21 protein-coding genes are annotated in these 19,319 nt (G+C 69.1%); 11 read left to right on the plus strand and 10 right to left on the minus strand.

The window, feature by feature from the left end; all coding sequences use genetic code 11:
* Position 1: 1 nt before the first annotated feature.
* Positions 2 to 997 carry a LacI family DNA-binding transcriptional regulator gene (locus QTN24_RS09865; RefSeq protein WP_124686628.1) on the minus strand — a complete coding sequence of 332 codons (996 nt, stop codon included), beginning with the start codon at positions 995 to 997 and terminating at the stop codon, positions 2 to 4.
* Between the two features lie 271 nt (positions 998 to 1,268).
* Here QTN24_RS09865 and QTN24_RS09870 point away from each other — a divergent pair, with 271 nt between their 5' ends.
* The 4 genes from QTN24_RS09870 to QTN24_RS09885 all read left to right on the plus strand — a co-directional run bounded on the left by QTN24_RS09870 (position 1,269) and on the right by QTN24_RS09885 (position 6,144).
* The gene (locus tag QTN24_RS09870) at positions 1,269 to 2,435 is read left to right on the plus strand and encodes an L-talarate/galactarate dehydratase (RefSeq protein WP_124686629.1); all 1,167 of its coding nucleotides are present in this window, start codon (positions 1,269 to 1,271) and stop codon (positions 2,433 to 2,435) included.
* A gap of 86 nt (positions 2,436 to 2,521) precedes the next feature.
* The gene (locus QTN24_RS09875; protein WP_313837079.1) at positions 2,522 to 3,478 is read left to right on the plus strand and encodes a tripartite tricarboxylate transporter substrate binding protein; all 957 of its coding nucleotides are present in this window, start codon (positions 2,522 to 2,524) and stop codon (positions 3,476 to 3,478) included.
* A gap of 201 nt (positions 3,479 to 3,679) precedes the next feature.
* Positions 3,680 to 3,865 carry a hypothetical protein gene (locus QTN24_RS09880; RefSeq protein WP_124686631.1) on the plus strand — a complete coding sequence of 62 codons (186 nt, stop codon included), beginning with the start codon at positions 3,680 to 3,682 and terminating at the stop codon, positions 3,863 to 3,865.
* A 44-nt stretch (positions 3,866 to 3,909) separates the two neighbouring features.
* On the plus strand, positions 3,910 to 6,144 hold the full coding sequence (locus QTN24_RS09885) for a phosphocholine-specific phospholipase C (RefSeq protein ID WP_313836715.1): 2,235 nt from the start codon (positions 3,910 to 3,912) through the stop codon (positions 6,142 to 6,144).
* Positions 6,145 to 6,319: 175 nt separating this feature from the next.
* Here QTN24_RS09885 and QTN24_RS09890 read toward each other — a convergent pair whose 3' ends face one another.
* Together QTN24_RS09890 and QTN24_RS09895 are read right to left on the minus strand one after the other, a co-directional pair.
* On the minus strand, positions 6,320 to 7,279 hold the full coding sequence (locus QTN24_RS09890) for a transporter (protein WP_124686633.1): 960 nt from the start codon (positions 7,277 to 7,279) through the stop codon (positions 6,320 to 6,322).
* Between the two features lie 174 nt (positions 7,280 to 7,453).
* On the minus strand, positions 7,454 to 8,515 hold the full coding sequence (locus QTN24_RS09895) for an SMP-30/gluconolactonase/LRE family protein (protein WP_313836717.1): 1,062 nt from the start codon (positions 8,513 to 8,515) through the stop codon (positions 7,454 to 7,456).
* 243 nt (positions 8,516 to 8,758) lie between these two features.
* Between QTN24_RS09895 and serA the strand changes: the two genes are divergently transcribed.
* Positions 8,759 to 9,964 carry a phosphoglycerate dehydrogenase gene (gene serA / locus QTN24_RS09900; RefSeq protein WP_124686635.1) on the plus strand — a complete coding sequence of 402 codons (1,206 nt, stop codon included), beginning with the start codon at positions 8,759 to 8,761 and terminating at the stop codon, positions 9,962 to 9,964.
* Between the two features lie 171 nt (positions 9,965 to 10,135).
* Positions 10,136 to 11,113: a tripartite tricarboxylate transporter substrate binding protein gene (locus tag QTN24_RS09905; protein ID WP_124686636.1), complete on the plus strand. Its 978-nt coding sequence runs from the start codon at positions 10,136 to 10,138 to the stop codon at positions 11,111 to 11,113.
* Positions 11,114 to 11,182: 69 nt separating this feature from the next.
* On the opposite strand, the gene QTN24_RS09910 is transcribed toward QTN24_RS09905, so the two are convergent.
* Together QTN24_RS09910 and soxR are read right to left on the minus strand one after the other, a co-directional pair.
* Positions 11,183 to 11,506: a DUF4148 domain-containing protein gene (locus tag QTN24_RS09910; RefSeq protein ID WP_124686637.1), complete on the minus strand. Its 324-nt coding sequence runs from the start codon at positions 11,504 to 11,506 to the stop codon at positions 11,183 to 11,185.
* A 97-nt stretch (positions 11,507 to 11,603) separates the two neighbouring features.
* Positions 11,604 to 12,101 carry a redox-sensitive transcriptional activator SoxR gene (soxR, locus tag QTN24_RS09915; protein ID WP_313836720.1) on the minus strand — a complete coding sequence of 166 codons (498 nt, stop codon included), beginning with the start codon at positions 12,099 to 12,101 and terminating at the stop codon, positions 11,604 to 11,606.
* 129 nt (positions 12,102 to 12,230) lie between these two features.
* Here soxR and QTN24_RS09920 point away from each other — a divergent pair, with 129 nt between their 5' ends.
* Entirely contained in the window at positions 12,231 to 12,671 is a 441-nt protein-coding gene (locus QTN24_RS09920; RefSeq protein WP_313836722.1) for a RidA family protein, read from the plus strand.
* 100 nt (positions 12,672 to 12,771) lie between these two features.
* Positions 12,772 to 13,503 (plus strand): PIG-L family deacetylase, encoded by a 732-nt coding sequence (locus tag QTN24_RS09925; RefSeq protein WP_313836723.1) that lies wholly within the window; start codon positions 12,772 to 12,774, stop codon positions 13,501 to 13,503.
* 61 nt (positions 13,504 to 13,564) lie between these two features.
* Here the strand turns inward: QTN24_RS09925 and QTN24_RS09930 are convergent, their stop codons facing one another.
* The 3 genes from QTN24_RS09930 to QTN24_RS09940 all read right to left on the minus strand — a co-directional run bounded on the left by QTN24_RS09930 (position 13,565) and on the right by QTN24_RS09940 (position 15,969).
* On the minus strand, positions 13,565 to 13,837 hold the full coding sequence (locus QTN24_RS09930) for a hypothetical protein (RefSeq protein WP_313836724.1): 273 nt from the start codon (positions 13,835 to 13,837) through the stop codon (positions 13,565 to 13,567).
* Between the two features lie 12 nt (positions 13,838 to 13,849).
* Positions 13,850 to 14,128, minus strand: a complete 279-nt coding sequence (locus QTN24_RS09935; RefSeq protein WP_313836726.1) for a hypothetical protein — start codon at positions 14,126 to 14,128, stop codon at positions 13,850 to 13,852.
* A 104-nt stretch (positions 14,129 to 14,232) separates the two neighbouring features.
* Positions 14,233 to 15,969 (minus strand): BON domain-containing protein, encoded by a 1,737-nt coding sequence (locus QTN24_RS09940; RefSeq protein ID WP_313836728.1) that lies wholly within the window; start codon positions 15,967 to 15,969, stop codon positions 14,233 to 14,235.
* A 281-nt stretch (positions 15,970 to 16,250) separates the two neighbouring features.
* On the opposite strand from QTN24_RS09940, the gene QTN24_RS09945 reads away from it, so the two are divergent.
* Both QTN24_RS09945 and QTN24_RS09950 read left to right on the plus strand, forming a co-directional pair.
* The gene (locus tag QTN24_RS09945) at positions 16,251 to 16,601 is read left to right on the plus strand and encodes a hypothetical protein (RefSeq protein ID WP_124686644.1); all 351 of its coding nucleotides are present in this window, start codon (positions 16,251 to 16,253) and stop codon (positions 16,599 to 16,601) included.
* 197 nt (positions 16,602 to 16,798) lie between these two features.
* Positions 16,799 to 17,284, plus strand: coding sequence for a hypothetical protein (locus QTN24_RS09950; protein WP_124686645.1), 486 nt, complete (start codon positions 16,799 to 16,801; stop codon positions 17,282 to 17,284).
* 3 nt (positions 17,285 to 17,287) lie between these two features.
* Here QTN24_RS09950 and QTN24_RS09955 read toward each other — a convergent pair whose 3' ends face one another.
* Positions 17,288 to 17,827 carry a malto-oligosyltrehalose synthase gene (locus tag QTN24_RS09955; protein ID WP_124686646.1) on the minus strand — a complete coding sequence of 180 codons (540 nt, stop codon included), beginning with the start codon at positions 17,825 to 17,827 and terminating at the stop codon, positions 17,288 to 17,290.
* Positions 17,828 to 18,014: 187 nt separating this feature from the next.
* Here QTN24_RS09955 and QTN24_RS09960 point away from each other — a divergent pair, with 187 nt between their 5' ends.
* A complete protein-coding gene (locus tag QTN24_RS09960; RefSeq protein ID WP_313836730.1) occupies positions 18,015 to 18,320 on the plus strand; it encodes a hypothetical protein in 306 nt (101 codons plus the stop codon).
* Positions 18,321 to 18,413: 93 nt separating this feature from the next.
* On the opposite strand, the gene QTN24_RS09965 is transcribed toward QTN24_RS09960, so the two are convergent.
* Positions 18,414 to 19,262 carry a BON domain-containing protein gene (locus QTN24_RS09965; RefSeq protein WP_313836731.1) on the minus strand — a complete coding sequence of 283 codons (849 nt, stop codon included), beginning with the start codon at positions 19,260 to 19,262 and terminating at the stop codon, positions 18,414 to 18,416.
* Positions 19,263 to 19,319 lie beyond the last annotated feature (57 nt).

The raw sequence follows: 19,319 nt of genomic DNA on the forward strand, positions 1-19,319 counted from the left end.
GTCAGGTGGAGCCGCGCTCGACGATGCGGAAGCCGACGTCGACCACCGGCTGCGCCACCGTCTCGCCGCGGCAGCGCGCCAGCAGCAGCCCGGCCGCCAGCGTGCCCATGCCCGCGCCATCGACCTGCACGGACGTCAGCGACGGCACCATGTGCGCGGCAAAATCGGCGTCGCCAAAGCCGCAGACGGCCAGATCCTCGGGCACGCGCAGGCCGCGCGCCCGCGCTTCCTCGATCACGCCCTGGGCCAGTTGGTCCGAGCTGCAGAAGATGGCCTCGATGCGCGGGTCCTGCGCCAGCAGATCGCCCAGCGCCTGCCGTCCGAGCCCCAGGCTGCTGGGCGCCGGCACGCGCGCCACGGGCACGTCGTGGCCCAGTGTCGAGACAAAGCCTTCGCGCCGCACGGCGGCCCGCTGGTCGTCGCCGGTGGCGATGCCAAAGCGCCGCCAGCCCTTCGACAGGAAATAGCCCGCCACGGCGCTGCCGACCTTCAGGTGCGAGAACCCCACGGCCATGTCCACGGGCCGGTCGCTCAGGTCCCAGGTCTCCACCACGGGAATGCCAGACCGCCGCAGCCGGTCGCGCGAGGCCTGCGCGTGGACCAGCCCGGTGACGACGATGCCGTCCGGGCGGCGGCTGATCATCGTGCCCAGCAGCGCCTCCTCGCGCGCGTGGTCGTAGCCGGTCTGGCCCAGGATCAACTGGTAGCCGGCCGCGTCCAGCGCATCGGTCAGCGCCTTGACCGTCGGGATGAACTGCGCCACCGCGATATTGGGCACCAGCGCGGCCACGGTCATGGTACGGCGCGACTTCAGGCCGCCGGCCAGCAGGTTCGGGATATAGCCGGTGGCCTCCACCGCCTGGCGCACGCGGGCGATGGTCTTGTCGGAAACCAGGCCGGGGTTGCTCAGCGCGCGCGAAGCGGTAATCAGTGACACGCCGGCCTCGCGGGCGACGTCGTGCAGCGTGACAGACTTGCTGCCGGATGAATCGGACATAAGGGGTTTGCGGTGCGGGTAAACGACTACGCCAGGTGCGGCCCGCCCCGATTGACCGGGGCGGATGACAACGTTAGCATTCTTTCCATTCGCTGTCCCGGCGACGTGTTGCCGGTGACGCGAAAGCAGCTTTGGGCCATCGCCAGTCAATGCATGGCCCCGGATGATAGCAATGCCCGTGCGGCCGGTTTCGGCCGTTTTTTGACAACGATGTCATACGATGTCTGAAGTCTGGAACCTGGTTCCGACGCTTTACTGGATGCGCCCGCCCATGACCGCCCCGTCTGTCTCGCCCGCTTCGCAACGCCCCTCCGCCGCCGACGCCATCACGTCGATCCGGCTGTCGTCCTGCTACCTGCCGCTGGCCACGCCGATCAGCGACGCCAAGGTGCTGACCGGGCGCCAGAAGCCGATGACCGAAGTGGCCATCCTGTTCGCGGAAATCCGCACCGCCAGCGGCCACGAGGGGCTGGGCTTCAGCTATTCCAAGCGCGCGGGCGGCCCGGGCCAGTTCGCCCACGCCCAGGAGATCGCCCCTACCCTGCTGGGCGAAGACCCGAGCGACATCGGCAAGCTCTGGGACAAGCTGTGCTGGGCCGGCGCGTCGGTAGGCCGCAGCGGCCTGTCGACGCAGGCCATCGGCGCGTTCGACGTGGCGCTGTGGGACCTGAAGGCCAGGCGCGCGGGGCTGTCGCTGGCCAAGCTGCTGGGCGCCCACCGTGACGCCGTGCGCTGCTACAACACGTCCGGCGGCTTCCTGCACACGCCGCTGGACCAGTTGCTGGTCAACGCGGCCGCGTCGGTGGAGCGCGGCATCGGCGGCATCAAGCTCAAGGTCGGCCAGCCCGACGGCAAGCTCGACATCCAGCGCGTGTCGGCCGTGCGCGAGAAGCTGGGCGATGCGGTGCCGATCATGGTCGACGCCAACCAGCAGTGGGACCGCCCCACCGCGCAGCGCATGTGCCGCACGTTCGAATCGTTCAACCTGGTCTGGATCGAGGAACCGCTGGACGCCTACGACCACGAGGGCCACGCCGCGCTGGCGCAGCAGTTCGATACGCCGATCGCCACCGGCGAGATGCTGACCAGCGCCGCCGAGCACTGGGATCTGATCCGCCACCGCGCGGCCGACTACCTGATGCCCGACGCGCCGCGCGTGGGCGGCATCACGCCGTTCCTGAAGGTCTGCGCGCTGGCCGAGCATGCCGGGCTGATGATCGCGCCGCACTTTGCGATGGAGCTGCACGTCCACCTGGCCGCCGCCTATCCGCGCGAGCCGTGGGTCGAGCATTTCGACTGGCTGGAGCCGCTGTTCAACGAGCGGCTGGACATCGCCAACGGCCGGATCATCGTCCCCACCCGCCCCGGCCTGGGGCTGACCATCAGCGACCAGGCCCGCGCCTGGACGCGCGAGCAGGCCGAATTCGGCACGCGCTGACCCGCGCTGCCGGCCACACGCACAACACACGCACAACACACGCACAACACACGCACAACACACGCACAACGAAGGAGACAACGATGATGAAGAAAGCGCTGGTATCGCTACTGCTGGGCGCCACGATGGCCGCCGCCCACGCGGCCTGGCCCGAAAAACCCGTGACGATGATCGTGCCGTTCCCGCCGGGCGGCTCCACCGACAACATCGCGCGCATCCTGAGCGCCAAGTTCCAGCAGACGTTTGGCGGCAGCTTCGTGGTGGACAACCGCCCGGGCGCGGCCGGCATGATCGGCGCGGCGGCAGCCAGGCGCGCGCCGGCCGACGGCTACACGCTGTTCGTGTCGTCGCTGGGCCCGTTCGTGATCGGCCCCCACCTGACCAAGAACGCGGGCTACGACCCGACCAAGGATTTCGACTACATCAGCGTGGCCGTGCAGGCGCCGAACGTGCTGGCCGTGCCGGCCGCATCGCCGCACAAGTCGCTGCAGGACGTGATCGCGTTCGAGAAGGCCAACCCGAACAAGATGTCGTTCGCGTCGGCCGGCAACGGCACCAGCGACCACCTGACCGCCGAGCTGTTCTGGCAGCAGACCGGCACCACCGGCGTGCACGTGCCGTACAAGGGCGGCGCGCCGGCGCTGAACGACCTGCTGGGCGGCCAGGTGGATGCCACGTTCATGAACATCAACACCGCCGTGCCGCACCTGAAGGCCGGCAAGCTGCGCGCGCTGGCCATCACCAGCACCAAGCGCTCGCCGATCCTGCCCGACGTGCCGACCATGGAGGAACTGGGCTACAAGGGCGTGACGGTCTACTCGTGGCAGGCCATCGCCGCGCCCAAGGGCCTGCCGGCGGATATCAAGGCCAAGCTCCACAATGCCGTGGTGGCCGCGATGAACGACCCGGCCAACAAGCCCAAGCTGCTGGAACTGGGCTTCGAGGTCGTCGCCAACACGCCGGAGCAGTTCACGGCGTTCCAGGCGTCCGAGTTCGCGCGCTGGAAGAAGGTCATCCAGACCGGCAACATCACGGCCGACTGATTCGGCCGTCGTCCCCCTCCTACCACGCCTGCGGGGCGCCTTCATGGCGCCCCGTCTTATTTCGGTGATGTCGCCACAGTTTTACATTCGGTTTCACGAAGCGGCGATTGCGTCACTGGCCTGTCACGTTCCCTCCTTAGCCTTGCGGGGCTTCCGGCCATCTGCCGGAGCAAGACAACCCCTCCAGTCGAAGGAATCCCCATGCCATCCCTGCTGCGCCCTGCCCGGGTGCTGCTGGCCGTCTGCCTGACGGTCGCGGCACTGTCCGCCTGCGGCGGCAACGACGACGCCCCGGCACCGTCGAATCCGACCAACCCCGGCAACCCGTCGAACCCCTCGGACCCGTCCACCCCGTCCCAGCCCGTCGAGAAGCGCTGCGCGCCCTGATCGCCTGCCCCGCACCGCCACCAACCCTTGCCCGTTTCCAGAACATGACATCCCGCCGCAAATTCCTGCAGGCCAGCGCCGGCGCCGCCTTCTCGGCCGCAGCCCTCGCCACCTTTCCGCCCAGCATCCGCCGCGCGCTGGCCATTCCGGCCAGCAACGTCACCGGCACCATCATGGACGTCCAGCACGTCGTGATCCTGATGCAGGAAAACCGCTCGTTCGACCACTACTTCGGCACGCTCATGGGCGTGCGCGGGTTTGGCGACCGCATCACGATCCCGATGCCGAACGGCCGCAAGGTCTGGCAGCAGGAACGCGCCAACGGCACGCTGATCACACCGTACCACCTGGACGACCAGGCCGGCAACGCCCAGCGCGTGTCCGGCACCCCGCACGCCTGGGCCGACAGCCAGCAGGCGTGGGACAACGGCCGCATGTCGCGCTGGCCCGTGGCCAAGACCGACACGTCGATGGGCTACTACAAGGAAAAGGAAATCCCGTTCCAGTTCGCCCTGGCCAATGCGTTCACGATCTGCGACGCCTACCACTGCGCCATGCACACGGGCACCGACGCCAACCGCTCGTTCCACATGACCGGCACCAACGGCGCGATGCCGCAGGGCGTGGCCTTCGTCAACAACGAGTGGGACGCCATCAACGGCACGGCCGGCGACGCCAACACCGGCTACACGTGGAAGACCTACGCCGAGCGCCTGGAAGAGGCAGGCGTGAGCTGGATCAGCTACCAGAACATGCCCGACGAATGGGGCGACAACATGCTGGGCGCGTTCCGCACGTTCCGCCAGGCCAACCTGAACTCGGGCTTCCCGGTGTCCAGCGGCGGCGCGCCGGGCGCCCCGTACAACAACACGGGCCAGGCGCTGCCGTACCACGCCTACAACGCGGCCACCGACAACGCGGCCAATCCGCTGTACAAGGGCATCGCCAACACGCTGCCGGGCGCGCAGCCGGAGCAGTACCTCGATGCGTTCCGCCGCGACGTGATGAACGGCACGCTGCCGCAGGTGTCGTGGATCAACGCGCCGTCGATCTATTGCGAGCATCCGGGGCCGTCGAGCCCGGTGCAGGGGTCGTGGTTCCTGGCCGAGGTGCTGGACGCGCTGACCGCCAACCCCGACGTCTGGAGCAAGACCGTCCTGCTGATCAACTTCGACGAGAACGATGGCTACTTCGACCACGTGCCGTCGCCGTCGGCCCCGTCGCGCAACGTCGACAAGAGCTACGCCGGCAAGACCACGCTGTCCGAGGACGACCTCAAGGCCGAGTACTTCGACCACGGCCCGCCGGCCGGCAGCACCAGCCAGCCGGCCAAGGACGGCCGCGTCTACGGCCCGGGCCCGCGCGTGCCGCTGTACGTGATCTCGCCGTGGAGCCGGGGCGGCTGGGTCAACTCGCAGGTGTTCGACCACACGTCGGTGCTGCGCTTCCTGGAAGCCCGCTTTGGCGTCAAGGAGCCGAACATCAGCCCGTACCGCCGCGCCGTCTGCGGCGACCTGACCAGCGCCTTCAACTTCAAGTCGCCGAACACCGAGCCGCTGCCCGCGTTCAGCGGCCCGTCCACGCGCACCCAGGCCGACCAGATCCGCGCCGCGCAGCAGGCCCTGCCGCAGGTGCCGGTGCCGCGCGACATGCTGCTGCCGCAGCAGGCGCAGGGCACCCGGCCGTCGCGCGCGCCGCCCTACGAGCTGCACACCAGCGCCCGCTGCCACGCCAGCGGCCAGGTGGAACTGGTCTTCGCCAACACGGGCGGCCAGGCGGCCGTGTTCCACGTGTACGACGTCAACAAGCTCGACCGCAACCCGCGCCGCTACATGGTGGAAGCTGGCAAGACGCTGACCGACAGCTGGGACGCCGCGCTGGACAACTTCGGCAAGTACGACCTGTGGGTGCTCGGCCCGAACGGCTACCACCGCCGCTTCACCGGCGACGTCAAGACGCTGGGCGCGGCGCAGGCAGCGCCCGAGATCCGCGTCTGCTACGACATCGCCAACGGCAACGTCTACGTCGACCTGATGAACCAGGGCGCCAGGCCGTGCACGTTCACGGTCACGCCGCTGGCCTACCGGACCGACGGCCCGTGGAAGGCTGACGTGGCCGCCGGCGGCACGTCGACGCTGGACTGGAAGCTGGCCGACAGTGCCCAGTGGTACGACTTCGCGGTCACGTGCAGCAGCGACCCGACGTTCTACCGCCGCTTTGCCGGCCGCGTCGAAACCGGCCGCCACGGCATCAGCGACCCGGCGATGGCATTGGGTTGAGCGTGGATTGAGCTGATGGGTGGCGCCCCTCTCCCGCGCGCGGGAGAGGGGCTTCGGGAGAGGGCGTCGAGGTTCTGCTTGCCGAGTGGTGGCAACTTGTACCGCCGGCCCTCACCCCCGGCCCCTCTCCCGCGCGCGAGAGAGGGGAGAAACCCTCAGCTTGAGATGCGGGCTGTCAGAACACCAGCGTCGCCGTGGCCAGGAAGGTTGCGGTGCCGTCGAGCCGGTTCTTGCTGGCGACGGTTGGCACCCAGCGCAGGCTGAACGACAGCGGATGCTTGCCGGCCAGCCTGGTGTCGTAGGTCACGATCGGGCCGATCGCGAAGTCGTGGCCGCGAAAGCCGTTCAGGCGGTCGGCCACGGGGCCGGTATCGTCGCCGAGCTGCTGGACCGTGCCCATCACCACGCCGGCGCCCCAGGCGCCGAATTTCTTGACGCCCATGACGTCCAGCGTGAACAGCGGCGCGTTCTGGTAGTCGGTGGCGCTGTTGCGCGTGTAGAACTGAAACGCGGCCACCGCGTTGAATTCCAGCCCGTACTGCGGCATCAGGTGGGTGAACGCCACCTGCGGCACGAAGGTCCAGGTGTTCAGGCCCGGGTTGGCCAGCGCGTTCTTGTCGTACTGGCCGGTGGGGGCCCAGATGTTGAAGCTCAGCGCCATGTGGCTGGTCTTCGAGAAGTGATAGCCGGCGATGACCGGCGCGAAATAGATGTCGTAGAGGTTCGATGCCCGGTCCGAGCTGCCGCGCGAGAACGCGCCGTTGGCGCCCGTGAAGGCCGTGGTGGCGTGCACCGACGTCCAGACATAGGGCAGCGTGAAGCTCGTGGCAAAGTTCCAGGCGCCCGGGCCGGTGTTCCAGACCTTCATCACCGTTGCCAGCGTCAGCGCCAGCTTGGCGTCGATGCCGGCCGTGGTGCGTCCGCCGATGGCTACCTCGCGCCCGCCGCTGACCGACCCGTCCAGGTAAAGCTGCTGGAGGTTGCCGATCCAGACCGGCTGGTCCGGGATCACCCCCACGTTGGGCGACACGCTGGTGCCGGCCACCGGCCGCCCGAGCGCGCCTTCGGTGGCCTGCGCGGCCAGCGGTGCCAACAGCCCGGCGGCCGCCAGGGCGCCCAGACATGCGCGTTTCATGAAGGTCTCCTCGTGGGTGCGGGCAAGCCCGCCTGGACGGTGGCGAATGCCGCATCGTCGCAGATTCCACGCGGATTGGAAGTCAGTTTTCTCGGTGGGTGATTTCAATAGTTTTTGTCAGAGCCGGCGGCCCCGGCGGCCACGTATCGGCCGCCGGTGGTGCGCCAGTCAGACTCAGACCGCGCCGCGTGTTTCCACGTACAGCGCGTACACCGAATGGCTGCTGGCCATGTACAGGCGGTTGCGCTTGGGCCCGCCGAAGCACAGGTTGGGGCAGCGCTCGGGCAGGTGGATATGGCCGATGGCCTTGCCCTGCGGGCTGAACACGCGCACGCCATCGAGCTTGGCCGGGTCCGCGCCGGGCGCCCCGCTGCTGCCCCAGCCGGCCCAGATGTTGCCGTCCACGTCGACCTTGAAGCCGTCCAGCGCGCCGGGGCCGTTGGCATCGATCACGCGCGTCTTGCCGCTCAGTTGGCCGTCGGCGCCCACGTCATAGGCCCACATCACGCGGTACGGCTGCGCGCGGGACTCGATCACGTACAGCTTGCGCTCGTCGGGCGAGAACGCCAGGCCGTTGGGGCCGTTCAGGTCGGCGATGACCTGCGTCACGCTGTTGTCCTTGGGGTCGATGCGATAGACCGCGTGCGGCAGTTCCGACGCGGCCTTGTCGCCCTCCCAGTCGCCGGCGATGCCGAACGGCGGGTCGGTGAACCACAGCGAGCCGTCGGACTTGCAGACGATATCGTTGGGCGAGTTGAAGCGCTTGCCCTGGTAGCGGTCCGCCAGCACCGTGATCGAGCCGTCGTACTCGGTGCGGGTCACGCGCCGCGTCAGGTGTTCGCAGCTCACCAGCCGGCCCTGCCGGTCGCGGCAGTGGCCGTTGGTGAAATTGGCCGGCGACCGGAACACGCTCCACTGGTTGGTCGTTTCGTCGAACTTGATGATGCGGTTGTTCGGAATGTCCGAGAACAGCAGGTAGCGGCCATCGGCAAAGTACACCGGCCCCTCGACCCAGCGGAACCCGGTGGCCACCTGCTCCACGGTGGAGCTGAACAGGCGGTACTTGCCAAAGCTCGGGTCCAGGATCTCGACGGCGGGGTCGGGGTAGCGCTGGGCCGGCTTGAATTCGAAAGCCTGGGCCAGGGCCTGGCCGCTCGCGGCGGCGGCGCCAAGGGTCGCGCCGGCCTTGAGCCACTGGCGGCGGCGGGTATCGACGTTGGACGGATGCGATGCCATGCGGTCTCCTCTTTGGGATGCCGGACGGGTGCGTTGGAGGCCGCGTCCAGCGTCGTTATAGTTGTCCGACATCCTATGAGAAAGTGCGCCGCGTGACAAGCACTTGTATGATGACTGGCCGGTCCCTATGGCTTGCCCATAACCCCAGCACGGGAAAGGCTCGGTGCTATTGTCTGGTTGTGCGCGTCCGGGACAGGACGCCTGATCCGCCTTCTCAACTCCTCTGAAGCACGCCCTACCCTCATGGCAAGCGCTCTCCTGCTCGAAAACATCCACGCCAGCGGCCAGCAACTGCTGGGCCGCCATCAGATCGACGTCGCCACGCAATCGAAGGCGCTGGCCGGCGACGCCCTGCTTGCCGCCGTCCGCGACCACGACCTGCTGGGCATCCGCTCCGCCACGCACCTGGGCGCCGAACACTTTGCCAACGCCCAGCGGCTGCTGACGGTTGGCTGCTTCTGCATCGGCACCTCGCAGGTGGACCTCGGGGCCGCGGCCCACGCCGGCATTCCGGTGTTCAACGCGCCGTTCTCGAACACGCGCTCGGTGGCCGAGCTGGTGATCGGCCAGACCATCATGCTGATGCGCCGCATCCCCGAGAAAAGCCGCGCCGCGCACCAGGGCCAGTGGCAGAAGACGGCCAAGGGCTCGTTCGAGATCCGTGGCAAGACCATGGCCGTGATCGGCTACGGCAATATCGGCGCCCAGGTGGGCATCCTGGCCGAGGCGATGGGCATGCGCGTGGTGTTCTATGACGTCCGCCCGCGCCTGTCGATTGGCGGCGCGGTGCCGATGCACTCGCTCGAAGACGCGCTGGCGGCGGCCGACGTGGTGACGCTGCACGTGCCCGCCACGCCCCAGACGCGCAACCTGCTCAACGCCAAGGCGCTGGCCGCCATGCGGCCGGGCAGCATCCTGCTCAACGCGTCGCGTGGGACGGTGGTCGATATCGACACGCTCGCCGCGATGCTCGACAGCGGCCACATCGCCGGCGCCGCCATCGATGTGTTTCCGGAGGAACCGCGCAGCAATACCGATCCGTTCGTCACGCCGCTGCAGGGCAAGCCGAATGTGATTCTGACACCGCACGTGGGCGGCAGCACCGAGGAAGCGCAAGAGAACATCGGCGTCGAGGTGGCCACCAAGCTGGCCAACTTCCTGGAAACAGGCGCGACGATCGGCGCCGTGAACCTGCCGCAGATCCAGCCGAACCCGCTCGATTCCCCGGCGCGGGTGCTCAACATCCACTACAACCGGCCCGGCACGCTGTCGCACCTGAACCAGGCGCTGGCCGAGATTGGCGCCAACATCGAGGCCCAGCAACTGCAAACCGAGGGCGACATCGGCTACGTGATTACCGATATCAGCCTGGTGCCGCCGGCCGGCTGGGCCGACACGCTGATGCAGCACGAGGCATTCATCCGGTCGCGCGTGATTGTGAACAGCTAGGCCAGCCCACCCGCATGCAATGCAGGCTACGCATGCGGGCGATGAAATCGGTGGATAAGCGCGGGACCTGCGCAAAGTCCCGATGGCGAGGCGTCTCCGGGGTTGTCATACTGGCCAAACAACCTCGCAGACCGGACATGACAGATCCGGCAGACAACCCAGGAGACCCTCATGCAACGACGACGCTTGCTTGGCGCCGCGCTGGCCCTGTCCGGGCTGACGCTGGCCGCCGCCGGCCCCGCCCTGGCGGCCGACGAATTCCCCACCCGTCCCATCCGGCTGATCGTGCCCTACGGCGCGGGCGGCGTGACCGATCAGGTGGCACGCGCGCTGGCCGATGCCGCCGGCCGCGAGCTGGGCCAGTCCATCGTGGTCGAGAACAAGCCCGGTGTCAGCGGCACGCTCGGCGCCACGCAGATGGTGACCACCGAGCCAGACGGCTACACGCTCAGCATGGCGCCCGTGGTGATCTTCCGGCTGCCGCACGTGCAGAAGATGCGCTACGACCCGCTCAAGGACCTGACGTACGTGTCGATGATCGCGGACTACAACTTCGCGGTGGCGGTGCGCAAGGACGCCAAGTGGCAGACGATGCAGGAGCTGATTGCCGACGCCAAGGCCGACAAGAAGGGCATCAGCTACGGCACCACCGGCATCTACGGCAGCCAGCATCTGACGATCTCGGAACTGGCGCGCGTCACGCAATCGAACTGGACGCACGTGCCGTACAAGGGCGACGCCGAGGCCATCACCGCGCTGCTGGGCGGGTCGTCGGACGTGGCCGTGCTGTCGAACACGCTGCTGCCGTACGTGCAGAACGGCCAGATGCGCGTGCTGGCCACGCTGTCGGAGAAGCGGGCGGCCGATTTTCCGAACGCGCCGACGCTGAAGGAGATCGGCTATCCGGTCTGGTCCAATTCGCCGTTCGGCATCATCGGCCCGGCCAACATGAAGCCGGCCGTGGTCAAGCGGCTGGACGACGCCTTCCGCACCGCGCTCAAGGACCCGAAGTTCCTGACCGTGACGCGCCAGTACGGCATGGACACCAACTACATGGGCCCCGACCAGTACGCCGCCTACGCCCAGAAGGCGTTCAAGACCGAAGGCGAGATCATCCGCCGGCTGGCCGACGCGATGAAAAACCAGTAGCGCCCGGCCGCGCCGGGGAGGCGGCGGCCGGGCGCGGGACGCGGCAGGGTCATGGCAAGCCGCTCCGGGTCAGGCTCCGTCGTAGAACGCGTTGCGCGGCAGGTCGATGCGCGGCACCGTGTTGGCGGCGTGCATGCTCGCCATCGGCTGCACCGTCTGCACCGGCTGCTTCACGCCCTGTTCGGCCGCGACCTTGGCCTCGGCGCGCTGCAGGTCGACCGGATAGTCGTCGTCATTGCGGCCCGGCTGGTAGCCGGCCTTTTCCAGCGCGATCAGGTCGGCCCGCACCTCGGCGCGGGTCACCGGCGCCTGGGCGCTCTGCACGCTCTGGGCGAACGACATTGCGGGGATTGCCACGATCGTGGCGCCAATCAGCATCTTCCATGTGTTCATGATTTGCTCCTTGTGTCAGCAGGGGTTGCGAACAAGCTGAATCATGGACGTCAAAGGCCAATCGGCTTTTTCAGTTCGCACGACGGTTGTTCCGTTGTCACGGTCCGCGGCGCGCGGCCCCAGGGCAGGCGCCGGGCTCCACGTGCGCGCCCGGGCCCTCGCCGGCCATCACATCCTGCGGATTGCGTAGCGGACACGCCTTCAGCGACAGGCAGCCGCAGCCGATGCAGCCGTCGAGCTGGTCGCGCAGCAGGGTCAGCATGCGGATGCGGGCGTCCAGGTCCTCGCGCCACGCGGCGGACAGCCGCCGCCAGTCGGCCACGGTTGGCGCCTTGCTGGCGGGCAGATGCGCGAACGCGTCGGCGATCGTCGCCAGCGGCAGCCCCATGCGCTGCGCCACGCGGATGACGGCCAGCCGGCGCAGGATGCCGCGCGGATAGCGGCGCTGGTTGCCCGCGCTGCGGGTGCTGGCGATCAGCCCCTTCGATTCGTAGAAATGCAGCGCGGAGACGGCAATGCCGCTGCGCTCGGCCACCTGGCCGATGGTCAGCGGGTCTTGCGCCCGCAGCCTCGGCGCGTCTGGTGTCTTGGTCATGGTCGTCATCGGAAAGCCCTTGCACCGCGCGATGGTATCGCAACCGCGCTTGACCTCAAGTGCGCTTGAGGTCTGATACTGCCGCGACGCCTTTCCGTGGACCCTCACCCCCTACCCCAGGACCCTGCCATGCTGCTCGAATCGCCCCGCGCCCCCTATCTGCAGTTCATGAACCCGCCCGACCTGTACGACCCCCGGCTCAACGGCTATTCCCACGTGGCCGTGGCCACCCGCCCGGCCCGGATCATATTCGCCGCCGGCCAGGGCGGCGAGGACATGTGCGGCGGGCTGCGCGCCGACTTCGCGGCGCAGGTCAACCAGGCGCTGGCCAACCTGCGCGTGGCGCTGCAGGCCGGCGGCGCCGACATTCCGGACATCGCCAAGATCACGGTGCTGATCGTCGACCATTCGATGGAGCGCCTGGCCGTCTTCAGCCGGGCCTGGCAGGCGCTGCTGGGCGAATGGCCGGCGCCGCCCTGCACGTTGATCCCGGTGCCGCGGCTGGCGCTGGACGGCATGCTGTTCGAGATCGAGGCGGTCGCCGTGCTGCCCGAAGCGCCGGGGGATTGATACCGCCGTTCGCCGGACCGGCACGCGGCTTGCAACTTTTCCGATCATGCCCGGCTATACGGCCGGGTTGCCCTTCCTGACCGGCCGGAGTTGCAACCGTATGGAAATTCCACACCCCCTGACCATCATTTCGCCCCATCTGGAAGACGCGGTATTCAGTTGTGGCAGCCTGCTGGCCGCCAGCCGGCGCGCCATGGTCATCACCGTGTTCGCGGGATTGCCCGATCGCCACCAGCCCGCGCGGGCGCGCGACAGCGCGGCGGGTTTCACGTCCGCGCGGCAGGCCATGGAGGCCCGCCGCCAGGAAGACGCCCGCGCGCTGGCCACGCTAGGCGCCCAGCCCGTGTGGCTGGACTTTCTGTCGCAGGACGAAGGCCCGCGCTACGACCCGGTAACCATCGCCGTGCGGCTGGGCCGGCTGCTGGCGCTCCAGCCCGGCAGCACGATCCTGGCGCCGATGGGGCTGCGCCACGCCGACCACATGCTCGTCAATGCCGCGTGCATGCTGGTGCGTGAGGCCGCCTATGTCGACGTGCCCGAGACCGTGCCCAGCACGCACCCGACCGTCGCGTCATCGTTCCGCTGGATCTTCTACGAGGAAGCCATCCACCGCCGCGTGCCCGGCGCGCTGCAGAGCCGCATGGCCAGGTGGTGGCAGGAGGGGCTGCTGGCGTCGCCGGTGCACATGCCCGTTGGCGTGTTCACCGCGCAGAAGGCCCGCGCGGTGCAAGCCTACGAGCGCCAGCTAGGGCTGTTCTCGCCGGCACAGCTTGCCGACGTCTGCGCGCCCGAGCGCTATTGGTCGCTCGACGCGGCCGATCTGGTGCGATAGCCGATGAACCAAGCCCAGGCCCCGCGCGTGGCGGGGGCCCGGCATCGGATTGCTGCGTTGGTTACGGCCGCTTGGCCGGCGCCGTCTTCGGCGCGGAAGCGGGATAGTCGTAGGTCTGCGCCGCAGAGGCGCCCTGGTTCGACGCGGTGCCGCTGCCCGACTTGCGATGGCCGTCCTTCGACACACCCGTCGACGGCGCACCGGGCGCCACGTCCGACGCGGCCATGCCCGGCCCGCGATTATCCACCTTGGGCGTCTGGGTAGACGTCTGGGCGTGGGCCACGCCGTACATGGCCAGCAGCGCGATGGCGCTGGCAGCTATCGAATGTCGCATGGTGTCCTCCTCTCAGGAACGGTTGTCGACCGGCGGAGCGTCCGGGTCGCGGCTGCCGGGGTCCAGCAGGTCTTCGCTGCCCACGCCCGGCGGCATCTCGCCGCGCTGCGGCTCGCGCGCGGTGGCGCGTTCCTCGTCGGCCGCGCGGCGGGTGGCTGTGGGGTCCCGTTCCTCGCGCGCTTCGGTGGGGCGGGTGCCGTCCGGCTGGGCGGCGCTGCTTTCCAGCGTGTCGTGGGCGCGCCGGCGGTCGCGGTTGCGGCGGCGACGGGTTCCTGCATAGGCGAAAGGCATGGCATCTCCTCGTTGGAATGGATGGTTGGCGGATGCACGTGCGGGGCGCCACGCGCCGGTCCGGTCAGCACAGGCCGACCAGACCGGCGCGGGCAAACGCGTCGTCAGCTACCCGACTTGCCCGGCGTCGAGCCGCTGCCGAGGCCGCCCGACGTACTGCTGCTGCCCAGGCCGCTACTGCTGGTGCTGCTGCCGATGCTGCTGCCCAGGCTGCCGCTGCTGCCGGACGCACTGGACGCTGCGCTGGTGCCCTGGCCCGACAGACCCTGCGACTGGCCGCTGGTGCCGCTGGTGCCGCTGGCACCACCGCTGCCGCTGCCGCCCGATCCGCTGCCGGCCAGGCCGCCGGTGCGGCTGACACCCTGCCCGCCAGCCGAGCCCGATTCCCGCGAATCGCGCGAGTCACGCGATTCCCGCGCGACGCGGATCTGGTTGTGCACGTCCTTCACGCCGAACACGTCATCGACCATGTCCTCGATGCGGTACTTCTGCTGGCGATCCTGCACCGTGCCGCTCAGTGTCACCACGCCGCCCGAGACCGATACCTCCACCTCGCGTACGTCGACGCGGCTGGTCATCGCCAGCCGTTCGCACAGGTCCTCGCGGATGCGCTCGTCCGAGCGCTGGTAGCCCTTCGGTCCCACCCGCTGCGAGCGGCGCGCCGCTGCCGAACCACCCGCGCCACCGTAGCCACGATTCAGGTCGCTGCGCTCGTCGGCGCCGGTAAAGTGTTCGTACGCGCGTTCGTCGGGGTCATAGCGGCCCCCGCTGCTGCGTCCGCCCGAACCGTAGCCATAGCCGCCCGAGCGTTGCTCACGCCCGTAGGTCTGGCCGCGGAACTGCTCGCCGCCGCCCTGGCCGCTGCCATAGCGCTCGCTGCCGATGTCGGACTGGCCATAGCCGCCGCGATAGTGGGTGCGCATGTCGGCTTCGGATCCGGTCGGGCCCGACCAGTCGTCGCCCCAGGATTGGCCGCCACGCGACTGGCCGCCACCCGCCTGGCCCCCCTGGCTCCATTGCCCCGAGCGGCCGGACTGGCCCGCTTGCCCGAACTGACCGGACTGACCGGACTGACCGGACTGGCCCGACTGGCCCGATTGCCACGACTGTCCGCCGCGCTGGCTACCCGACTGGCCGCCCCATGACTGGCCCCGGCCCTGCGATTCACCACCCTGCGACCAACGACCCTGCCCTTCCCGTCCGCGCTCCCAGCCACCTTGGCGCTGGGATTGCCCGCCGCGTGCCGGCTGGTCCCATGCGGCGCGGCCTTGTCCCCATTCATCGCGCTGGCTGCCTTGCTGGCTCGACCATTCGCTGCCCCGGCCTTCCTGATGCCAGTCGCCCCAGCGCTCGCGCTCGTCGTGCTGCGACTGCGATCCATAGCGCTCGCGTTCGCCGCGCTGCTGGCCCTGCTGCCCGCCGGCCGACTGTCCGCCGCGCCGTTGCTGGTCGCCTTCGCCGTATTCGCCGTAGCGGCCCTCGCCGTAGCCTTCCTCGAAGCGGCGGCCCTGGCCTTCATAGCCGCCGTAGCCGCTGGACTGCGACACCGGCGACGATCCCGATCCCGACGTGCGCTGGCCGCCCCAGCTGCTGCCGCCGGCCTGCTGGCCGCTGCCCTGCCAGTCGCTGCCGGCGCCGGGCTGCTGGCTGCCACGCCCCTGCCCTTCGCTGCCGCCCTGCTGGCGGTGCGTCAGCCAGTCGCTGCCGCTGTACGCCTCCTGCTGGCGCTGGCGGGAACCCTGGCTTCGGCGGTCGTCACGGTCTTCCCGATCCTCGCCCTGGCTGCCGTAGCCGCCCTGGCGGTCGTCGTAGTCACTGTTCCTGCTATTCCCCTGGTTCATGAGCGTCTCCAGTACGTGGGTCAATACAGGGGAGGCGACGCAAGTTCCATACCGCTGCGGCCCGCGGGCGCGGAGTGCGCGCTGCCACCGCTCGCGGCGCGTCCCATGCGCCGCGCGGCACGCAGCCGGCGCGGACCGATTTACATCGGCATATAAATCCTGCCAACGTCCGCCACATGTTGTAGTCAACGACCTACAGGGGTTTCAGTCGGGCCCTCCTGAGCGGGCGGGTGCGCGGGACATATCGTGAAGTCACCGCCACCATTCCTTGGAGACGTACGATGAAACGCTTGCTTGCTATCACCGCCCTCGCGGTCAGTTCCGCCCTCTGCGTGCCTGCCATGGCACAACAGGCGCCTGTCTCGCCCAACGCACCGAACCCCAGCGCCCCGCCGGCACCGGAAGGTCCGTCGACCCAGCGCGGCAGCATGGGCACCACCACCACGCCGGGTGGCAGCGGTGCCATGACGTCCGATTCGACGATGCAGCACGACTCGATGAAGTCGTCCAAGCCCAAGAACACGGGTCAGCGCGCCAAGAAGCCGCGCGAGCAGAACGCATCGCCCACGGCCACGCCGACCGCGCCTTCGGGCCCGAAGGGGGATTCGCCGGACCCGGTGCCGAAGCAGTAACCATCGGTCCACGCAGCGGACCTGACTTTCCCCGATGTGCACGCGGCGCGCCGCACGCAGCTCTCCGGGGCGGCGCGCGGCGCGTTTTTTGCTTCTCCCCGTGGCTGGACTGCAGATTTTTCACAACGGACACGGGCTTGAAACGCTGGCCCCCGGGCGTGCGTCGCCTACATTGAATGCATGAACCGGAGACGGACATGGAAGGACTGAACACCTCGCTGGCGCGGCTCGGCCGCCATGCGATGCAGTGTGCGGAGGCGCTGTCGGCGGTGGCCGCCGCCGCGTCGGACCCGCAGATGCGGGCGGTGTTCGCGCACCGCGCCAACATGCAGCGCTGTGCGGCGGTGGAACTGGCGGCGCGCGCAGGCGCGGCCGCAGAAGGGACGTCGGCGCCGCTGCCCACGGTAGGCAGGCGTCGCGACCCACAGCAGATGCTGCCCCCGTCAGAAGCCGGCGAACTGCCGCTGGTGCGCTATGCGGCCCAGCAGGCCGGACGCGCCGCCGCGGCCTATGGCGAACTGCTGCGCGCGCCGCAGATCGAGCCCGAACTGCGACTGCTGCTGGCCCACTACTACCGGGGCGCGACCGAATTGCAGCGTCTGCTGGAGCAGCGCGCGATGGAGTTCGGCTCGGCCCGCACCGCCGGCATGGCCGCACGGCGCGCCACGCCGCCGATGCACTAGCCGTCAGACCTGCCCCGCCGGGGTCCGCAGCGCGGCCTGGCGCCGTGCGGTCAATTCCTGCTGCGGCTGGTAAGGACGAATCACCACGGCGACATAGTCCTGGTCATCGGGATTGACGACCAGATAGACCAGCCCGGACATCACCAGCGCCACCTCGCCCAGCTGCGCGGCCACGCGCGCCGCCACGAAGTACTGCAGCAGGTTGGGATCCACGGACGTGTCGATGGCCCGCGCCGCCGTGCAGATGGTCATCATGCACTGCTCCACCGCGCGGCACACCACGATCACTTCATCGAGCGCATGGCCGGTCTGGGCCGCCCGGACCAGCACGGACACGCCCTGGCTGGTGTGGGCCCGATGCCAGCCGGGCTTGGCGGCAAACTCGGGCAGCGTCAGCTTGGCCCCGGCCTCCTGGGCCGCGACATTGAATTTCTGCGCAAAGTCGTGCGGGCTGATCGACAGCAACTGCTTTTCGACGGGCGTGGACGATACGGCCACGGACGATGCCACGCTGAGGGTGGCCAGGACGGCAGTGAGGTTCATCGCTTGTCTCCCACGCACGATGCTTCCCTTGCTTCAGCAATAGCCGTTCCAGCCCGCTGGCGGGCAGTGCGGCGCCGGTCCCCTGGCTTCCACTATAGGCGTCCGTTGGCGTCCGCCACGGCTCCGCTGCAACTGGCATGCAACTTGCCGCCTCCTGCTTTTAGATCGACACGCAAAAGGAGCCACGATGAGCAAGACCACCCGACAAGGACGCCCTGAAGCCGCCGCACCGGACGTCGACCCGAGCGAGACCGAGAGCATTCCCAGCACGCTGGACCCGACGCTCGACCCGGAGACCACCGAGGAGCTGGAACGCGAGATCGGCGATATCGCGCCGGAGAATCACGAGCCGCCCGAGGACGAGATTCCCGAGGAAGCGATCTTCGAGGAAGTGCGCCGCGCCGCCGAGGAATTGCCGGCCGACACGCCCGTGGACCGTGCCGACCAGACCGACAAGCGCATGGAGAATCCGCCCAGCGGCAGCGACCTGTAGCCGGGCGCCGCCCAGCAAAAAAGCCCCGGCCAGGCCGGGGCTTTGTCCATGGCGCGCGGGTGGTCCGCGGGCGCCCGTGCGGCGGCCAGGCCGCTATTCCGATGCCAGCACGCCGTACGGGCGCACGTGCAACTGGTTGACGACGTCGGACACGCCATAGGTATCGTCGACGATGTCCTCGATCTCGTACTTCATGCGCCGGTTGTCCACCGAGCCCGTCAGCGTGACCACGCTGCCGGTCACCGTCACCGTGACATCGCTGACGTCGACGGTCGGGGCGTGGGTCAGGCGCTCGCAGACTTCCTCGCGCACCCGCTCGTCCGAGCGCGTGTAGTTCTTCGGTCCGGCCTGCCGCCCGCCGTACGGACGCTGCGATTCGCCGCCATAGGCGTACGGGCCTCGGCCCTGCACGGCGTCGCCGGTGCGCGGGCGTTGGCGGAAATTGCGGCCCGCCCGCACGCCGTAGTCCTCGTAACCGGTTTCATAGCCGCCGCGGGTGCCGGCCCAGCGTTCGTCGCTGTCGCGCGACGGGTTGCGCGCCGAAGAACGCGATGCGGCGTCGTAGCCGTCCTCGTAGCCGCTGCTGTAAGCGCTGACGTAGCCGGGGCTGTGCGGCGAGCTTTCGTCGCGCGATTCCTCGTAGGTGGAGCGGCCCGGGTAGTACACCGTGCCGCTGCGTGACCGCCATCCGCCGCTCAACTGCGCCGTGCGGCCCTGCCGCCACGCGCCTCGGCTGCGCGGGTCCTCGTCGCGGCCGCGCGTGTCGCCGTTGTCGTAGGCGTCATAGGGGTTGCGTTCGGTGGCGTTGCCATAGCGGCCTGCGGACAGGTCACGGTCGCGCCAGTTTCGATCGTCGCCAGGCACGTGGCCATAGCCCTCCTCATAGCCTCCGTAGCGCTGATCGGGCCTGCGGCGACGTCCGTAGTCGTCTGATCGGTTCATTGCCTTGCCTCCGTGTAGCTGGGGCGATACGCCCCGATACCCGGGATGCGGGCAAGT

Origin of the sequence: Cupriavidus sp. SZY C1 (genome assembly GCF_032190535.1) — a bacterium.
Taxonomy (GTDB): domain Bacteria; phylum Pseudomonadota; class Gammaproteobacteria; order Burkholderiales; family Burkholderiaceae; genus Cupriavidus; species Cupriavidus pauculus_C.

Excerpts from the sequence above, each read along its gene's own strand:
- QTN24_RS09865 (WP_124686628.1), bottom strand. The coding sequence starts at position 997 with ATGTCCGATTCATCCGGCAGCAAGTCTGTCACGCTGCACGACGTCGCC.
- QTN24_RS09870 (WP_124686629.1), top strand. The coding sequence starts at position 1,269 with ATGACCGCCCCGTCTGTCTCGCCCGCTTCGCAACGCCCCTCCGCCGCC.
- QTN24_RS09875 (WP_313837079.1), top strand. The coding sequence starts at position 2,522 with ATGAAGAAAGCGCTGGTATCGCTACTGCTGGGCGCCACGATGGCCGCC.
- QTN24_RS09880 (WP_124686631.1), top strand. The coding sequence starts at position 3,680 with ATGCCATCCCTGCTGCGCCCTGCCCGGGTGCTGCTGGCCGTCTGCCTG.
- QTN24_RS09885 (WP_313836715.1), top strand. The coding sequence starts at position 3,910 with ATGACATCCCGCCGCAAATTCCTGCAGGCCAGCGCCGGCGCCGCCTTC.
- QTN24_RS09890 (WP_124686633.1), bottom strand. The coding sequence starts at position 7,279 with ATGAAACGCGCATGTCTGGGCGCCCTGGCGGCCGCCGGGCTGTTGGCA.
- QTN24_RS09895 (WP_313836717.1), bottom strand. The coding sequence starts at position 8,515 with ATGGCATCGCATCCGTCCAACGTCGATACCCGCCGCCGCCAGTGGCTC.
- serA (WP_124686635.1), top strand. The coding sequence starts at position 8,759 with ATGGCAAGCGCTCTCCTGCTCGAAAACATCCACGCCAGCGGCCAGCAA.
- QTN24_RS09905 (WP_124686636.1), top strand. The coding sequence starts at position 10,136 with ATGCAACGACGACGCTTGCTTGGCGCCGCGCTGGCCCTGTCCGGGCTG.
- QTN24_RS09910 (WP_124686637.1), bottom strand. The coding sequence starts at position 11,506 with ATGAACACATGGAAGATGCTGATTGGCGCCACGATCGTGGCAATCCCC.
- soxR (WP_313836720.1), bottom strand. The coding sequence starts at position 12,101 with ATGACCAAGACACCAGACGCGCCGAGGCTGCGGGCGCAAGACCCGCTG.
- QTN24_RS09920 (WP_313836722.1), top strand. The coding sequence starts at position 12,231 with ATGCTGCTCGAATCGCCCCGCGCCCCCTATCTGCAGTTCATGAACCCG.
- QTN24_RS09925 (WP_313836723.1), top strand. The coding sequence starts at position 12,772 with ATGGAAATTCCACACCCCCTGACCATCATTTCGCCCCATCTGGAAGAC.
- QTN24_RS09930 (WP_313836724.1), bottom strand. The coding sequence starts at position 13,837 with ATGCGACATTCGATAGCTGCCAGCGCCATCGCGCTGCTGGCCATGTAC.
- QTN24_RS09935 (WP_313836726.1), bottom strand. The coding sequence starts at position 14,128 with ATGCCTTTCGCCTATGCAGGAACCCGTCGCCGCCGCAACCGCGACCGC.
- QTN24_RS09940 (WP_313836728.1), bottom strand. The coding sequence starts at position 15,969 with ATGAACCAGGGGAATAGCAGGAACAGTGACTACGACGACCGCCAGGGC.
- QTN24_RS09945 (WP_124686644.1), top strand. The coding sequence starts at position 16,251 with ATGAAACGCTTGCTTGCTATCACCGCCCTCGCGGTCAGTTCCGCCCTC.
- QTN24_RS09950 (WP_124686645.1), top strand. The coding sequence starts at position 16,799 with ATGGAAGGACTGAACACCTCGCTGGCGCGGCTCGGCCGCCATGCGATG.
- QTN24_RS09955 (WP_124686646.1), bottom strand. The coding sequence starts at position 17,827 with ATGAACCTCACTGCCGTCCTGGCCACCCTCAGCGTGGCATCGTCCGTG.
- QTN24_RS09960 (WP_313836730.1), top strand. The coding sequence starts at position 18,015 with ATGAGCAAGACCACCCGACAAGGACGCCCTGAAGCCGCCGCACCGGAC.
- QTN24_RS09965 (WP_313836731.1), bottom strand. The coding sequence starts at position 19,262 with ATGAACCGATCAGACGACTACGGACGTCGCCGCAGGCCCGATCAGCGC.